Annotated in this window: 4 protein-coding genes; 3 read left to right on the top strand and 1 reads right to left on the bottom strand. The window is 59.9% G+C overall.

The genetic code is table 11. From position 1 onward, the window contains the following. Window positions 1–70: 70 nt before the first annotated feature. A complete protein-coding gene (locus BG35_RS0105890) occupies window positions 71–1789 on the bottom strand; it encodes a S8 family serine peptidase (protein WP_236619804.1) in 1719 nt (572 codons plus the stop codon). 1151 nt (window positions 1790–2940) lie between these two features. Between BG35_RS0105890 and BG35_RS0105880 the strand changes: the two genes are divergently transcribed. From BG35_RS0105880 to uvrC, 3 genes are all read left to right on the top strand, one after another. Then, complete coding sequence (locus tag BG35_RS0105880) at window positions 2941–3342, top strand: hypothetical protein (RefSeq protein WP_152535191.1); 402 nt, start codon at window positions 2941–2943, stop codon at window positions 3340–3342. 131 nt (window positions 3343–3473) lie between these two features. Further along, window positions 3474–3956, top strand: a complete 483-nt coding sequence (locus tag BG35_RS0105875) for a flavin reductase family protein (RefSeq protein ID WP_025782095.1) — start codon at window positions 3474–3476, stop codon at window positions 3954–3956. 40 nt (window positions 3957–3996) lie between these two features. Continuing rightward, a partial coding sequence (uvrC, locus tag BG35_RS0105870; protein WP_034417385.1) for an excinuclease ABC subunit UvrC occupies window positions 3997–5420 on the top strand: 1424 nt, incomplete at its 3' end.

Below are 5420 nucleotides of genomic sequence, written 5' to 3'. Positions count from 1 at the left end.
TCCGCTTCTCCCTCCTCTTCTGATGATCCATCTGAGGGGCGCCGCGCCCCTCTCCCCTCATGTCGCTGCGTCACCAGGTAGCCCCATAGCCGGTGAAGAAGAACCATTGGGGGGCAGCATCCCGCTGGTGCGAGGGCTGGGAACTCCGGGTCATACGGAAGGACAACTCGCCTTTGGCCAGGGGTACTTCAAGAGTGGTGGTCATGTCCACTTGGCGACCCGAGGACTGCAGCGCCAGTCGGGTGGTCCGGCCCTGCACCCGTCCGCCTTTGATCGCCGTGGGCGGAGTGAAGGATATGGCGCCGCCGTCTACCCGCAAGGGTTGGGAGACGGAAAACCCCAGCCTACTGCCGTTATCGAAGTTCCGCCTGGCCGCCAAGCGGAATGCGCTGGTGCTCAGAGACGACGCATCCGTGATCCAACCGCTCCCCCCCAAGTTGGGTAACGCCTTACCCAGTTCCCCGCTGGCCGCCACTGTCCAGGGTCCGGCAGTCCGACTCAGCCGCGCACCGACAAAGACGGTATCAGCGGAGAACTCGCCAAAGGTGCCGCTGCTCTTGCTACCCAGCAAGGCGTCATGCTCACTGATATAGCCCAAGCCGAAGGACAGGGGCGTCTCCTCAGCCGCCCAGAAGACTTCCAATCCTTGCACACGTCCGGGCTCGTGGGCCAGGGACAGGGTGCTCCCCTCCGGTCCGGCAACAGACAACTGCGACGCGCCATCGGCCAGCGCCATATGACCATACTGGTTAAATAGACCCTCTTCCTGGAACTGAAACTGCCATGTCTGCGGAGTGTGCGGAATGGGGCTGCCGCCCTCGGACAGAAAATCCTGCAGGCGGGCCGCCACGGTTGCGCCAGGGACTACCCCCGTGAAAATCCCTGCGTCAAAGTAGAAAGGGGCGCCGAGAGTATCGAATGCAGCCGCTTCCTGGCCGGCCAGCGCCCGGGAGAAGGCATCACCCAGGGGGGAACCCGGAACCAAGGCAGTCGCCGTGACAGGGACACCCGCCCCACTGGTGGTCTGCTGGCCGATCTCCTTGAATTCAAGAACGCCCCAGGGGTTGGTGGCCGTGCCCAGGTCCATCAATCCATGGCCATAGATGGAAGGATCGTTATAGAGGCCATCATCGTTGGCAGTGGCCAGGAGACGGTCCAACAATGCCTCGTTGGGAAGCTGGTCACGGAAAAGCTGCTTCATCACTGCCAGGCCGCCACTCACTATTGCCGTAGCAAGTGATGTGCCCCCATCAAGCCTGTAGGGCGCCTCTGCTGAATCAACTGCGGCGACAAGAACTTGCTCACCCGGCGCAGCGATGCAGAAGTCTCCGGCAATTCCGCAGCGATTCGAGTCGGATGCGATGGCGCCATCTTCCCCAACGCTGACAACGGCAACGGAGTGACCTTGTAACTCGTTGATGCGTGCCGGCAGCCCGGCAAGAACATCCGGAGAACTGTTTCCCGCATTACCCGCTGCCCAGACAAGGATGGTTTTTCCTTCCCCCTTTTCCCCTTGGGCAAGGGCTGCAATCGCCTTGTCGTAACTGGTGCGCAGTTGCTCTTCTGTGTAGCGTTCAATGTTCCCGTTATATCCAAAGCTAAGGTTCAAAATATCAAGATTTTCAGGGAGAACATCATCAGCAATCAGGTTTGCATCCGATTGATTCTCTGAGAATAGTTCTGCGATGCTGATTGGATTTGAACGACCATTATCATTCCCTGTCTGAAACTCAAGGGCAAATGCTTTGACATCAGCGCCGTAGGCGCCATAATACTTGCCAGCAAGGATGCTGGCAACAGAAGTTCCATGAGACGATTCGCTGTTACCGAACGAAACGATCTCCTTGATGGGGGGGTATCTTGAAAAACAGGGTGTGATTCACTGACTGTGGTGTCAAGGATACCAATGGTAACTCCCTTACCAGGCGCCTCATCTCGTACCAACCGAAGGTATGCCAGGGACTCGTAAGCATTGATCATATCCAGAGGCCACTTCACGGCATCCGCAAATTCTCGGTTGTTCTCAAAATCCTCGTCAATCTGTTCAATTCTATTAGCCTTGATCTGCTCCGTCAAAGTTTCTGCCATCCGGCCAAGTTGAGCATTGGTTAAGCAATCGCCGTTGGATGTTGGCAAGCAGCGGTCAGGAGTGCGTGGCGGCCTGGCAGTATTATCGCCGCCACCGCCACCGCCACCGCACGCAGTCAGCAGAACGAGGGAAAACAGCAACCAGAACATCAGCGGTGGCCGCATTACCGAGACTGGCTTGCACCGATGCACCATGGCAGGAGGGGACTTTTCGCTTGCCCCTAAGTCTACACCCCAATCGAGAAGCGTCAACCAATGCCGGATAGAACTCACTGGCGGCAACTGACTGGGGCTGGGGCGTCTCGCCGGCAGCAGCGCCACCACCAGCGAAGTCTTCAGCGGCCTCACCCCCGGCCGCCTATGAGGCGCAACTCCGGACAATGGCTTCTCCCAACTGCTGCTGCATCCGGTATCCATGCCCTCCTCTCCCCCACCACGGAGGGGGTTGCTGTACCCGCCAGCAGCTTGAAGCACAACTGGCCCTCGTCCATCCTCCCTCCTCCTGAACCTCCCTTGGGAGGCCCTCACCAGAGAAGAGACCTCTTCCCTGCTTTATGGGTCATCTGCCTAAGGCAACCCCGGTTCTGGATAAGGGGGCCAGGAAGTTGCGGTTTCCCTGCATCTTCTTCAGGGCGCCTCGAAAAATTGGACAAATCCCTCCAGTGGGCCGCCGTCTCACCATGAGAAAATCAGTCCTGGAGCGGGTTTCGTATGGACCAGTCAACTTTCTCAGGGCGGGGCGGTAATTTTCCGAGGCGCCCTTCATTGCTTCGTCATCCCCGCGCAAGTGGGGATCCACCGCTTAGCATGTGCTCAGGAGGATGAGATGCTCCGGCGGTGGGGGGATAGGGCTTGGCCCTCTCCTTCGCATGGGAACCCTCCCCCACCAATCGCGGCCCCTCCCTCGCCATAGGCCACACCATGGGCGCACCCGCATCGGACATGGATGCCCTCCTCAATCCCACTGTTCTGGAGGGGTTGGACGACGCCAGCAACAACGGGCAGCACTTCAAGGCAGAGCTGGCCTACGGCTTCCCCACCCACAACGACCGCCTCACCCTCACACCAGGCCTGAGCCTGGCGCTCTCACCGGACAGTAGGAGCTACGGTCTCCTGTGGTCCCTGGCGCCCTACTCCCAGCCCGGACATGGGGAACCCTGGGAAATCGCCCTGGAGGGGGAATGGGAAGAAAACACCACCACAGATACTCCCGTAGACCATTCCCTCATGCTCAACTTCTCCATCCTGTTCTGAGTCCTGAATCAACTACTCCTCCCCAGCCCCGGGGCTGGGGAAGCGGCAATGATGCCATGGAGAAGACCCACTTTCCCTGTCCTCCTTACCTGGAACCGGGGTTAAAGTGGCCACAACCGCGGTACGTCCCGATGGATCTTGATGTTGCAGCCAAGACAACCCTCTTGAAAACAATCCCCCATGGCCTGTTCATTTGTGGGGTGGCAGAAGGGGAGGTGGTCAACGGCTTTACGGCAAGCTGGGTGACCCAGGGATCCTTCACCCCTCCCCTGGTGGTGATGGGCGTGCGGGCCGATTCCACCAGCCACGGCATGATTCAGCGCACGGGCCGGTTCAGCTTGAACGTGATGGAGGTGGGGCAACAGGAGGTGGTGGCCCGGTTCTTCCGCCCCCAGGCGGCTGTTGGGGGGCGACTGGCTGAAGTTCCCTATCGCCTTGGCGTTCTGGGGCTGCCCCTGCTGGAGGATTGCCTGGGGGGGCTGGAATGCCAGTTGGCGGGCCATGTGGCCGCCGGTGACCACACCGTCTTTGTTGGCGAGGTGAAGGCCGCGGTGCAGCACCGGGAGGGGGAGGCCCTCACCATGGCCCACACCCGCTGGACCTATGGGGGCTGACGCCAACGACAACACCCCTGTCCGTGATGTGCCCAGCGCCATGGCCGGCGGCTTGCTGCAGAATCCGGATGAACTGGAGACCCGGCTGCGGGAGGTTCCCCTGGAGCCGGGTTGCTACCTGATGCGGGACCGGGATTCTCGTATCCTCTATATCGGCAAAGCCAAAAAGCTGCGGACCCGCCTGCGGAGCTATTTCCGTGGCCATGAACTGCTCAGCCCAAGAATTCAACTCATGGTGCGGCAGATCCATGATATTGACTTCATCGTAACGGATAGCGAAGTGGAGGCGCTTGTGTTGGAATCCAACCTCATTAAAGAGCATCAACCGTATTACAATATCCTCCTCAAGGACGACACCAGCTACCCTTACCTATGTATCACCTGGAGCGAAGACTATCCCCGGATTTTCATTACCCGGCGGCGGCGCCTTCGCTCTCCTCAGGATCGCTTCTACGGTCCCTATGTGGACGTGGCTCTGCTGCGCGCGACCCTGGCCCTGGTGAAGCGGGCCTTCCCCCTGCGTCAACGCCCCCAACCCCTGTATCGGGATCGAACCTGTCTGAATTTCCACATTGGACGCTGCCCCGGCGTATGCCAGCAGCACATCAGCCCCGCGGACTATCACGCCACCCTCCGGAACGTTGCCATGGTATTTCAAGGACGCAACGAGGAGTTGCGGGAACGGTTGCGGGAGCAGATGATTCGTGATGCGGAACGTCTGGATTTCGAGAAGGCGGCGCGGATCCGGGATCAGTTGCAAGGTCTGGATCAACTGACCGCTCATCAGAAAATGTCCTTATTGGACGACCGTATCAGCCGGGATGCCGTTGCCATGACCGCCAATGATCAGTTGGCCTGTGTGCAGTTGTTTCAAGTGCGGGCCGGTAAGTTGGTGGGCCGCCTCGGCTTTAACCTTGACTCCCGGGCCGGGGCGCCGGGTCATCTGCTCCAGCGGGTGTTGGAGGAACACTACGGTTATGTTGAACCCAGCGAAATTCCCCAGGAAGTTTGTGTGCAATATCCCCTGCCACAAGCGGATACCCTGACAGACTGGCTGACCCGGAAGCGGCAGCGCAAGGTGCGCATCCTCACCCCCCAGCGGCAGCAGAAGGCGGAGTTGGTGGAGTTGGTGGAGCGCAACGCCGGCTTTGCCCTGCAGCGGGCGCAACGCAGCTCCCAGGAACAACAACTCGCCCTTGAGGATCTGGCCCAACTCTTGAACCTGGATTATCCCCCCCGGCGCATTGAGGGCTACGACATCAGCCATATTCAGGGCAGTGACGCCGTGGCCAGTCAGGTGGTGTTTGTCCAGGGTCTGGCGGCACGACAACACTACCGTCGCTACAAGCTGAAATCCACCAGCATTGCCCCCGGCCACAGCGATGATTTCATGGCCATGGCGGAGGTGATGAGGCGGCGCTTCCGGCGCTGGTCCCAGGCGAAAGCCGCTGGAGAGGACATGGG

This window comes from Candidatus Synechococcus spongiarum SH4, from assembly GCF_000586015.1.
Classification (GTDB): Bacteria; Cyanobacteriota; Cyanobacteriia; order PCC-6307; family Cyanobiaceae; genus Synechococcus_B; species Synechococcus_B spongiarum_F.
The sequence above is the reverse complement of the archived record's forward strand: the minus strand, read 5'-3'. Positions and strand labels throughout refer to the sequence as shown.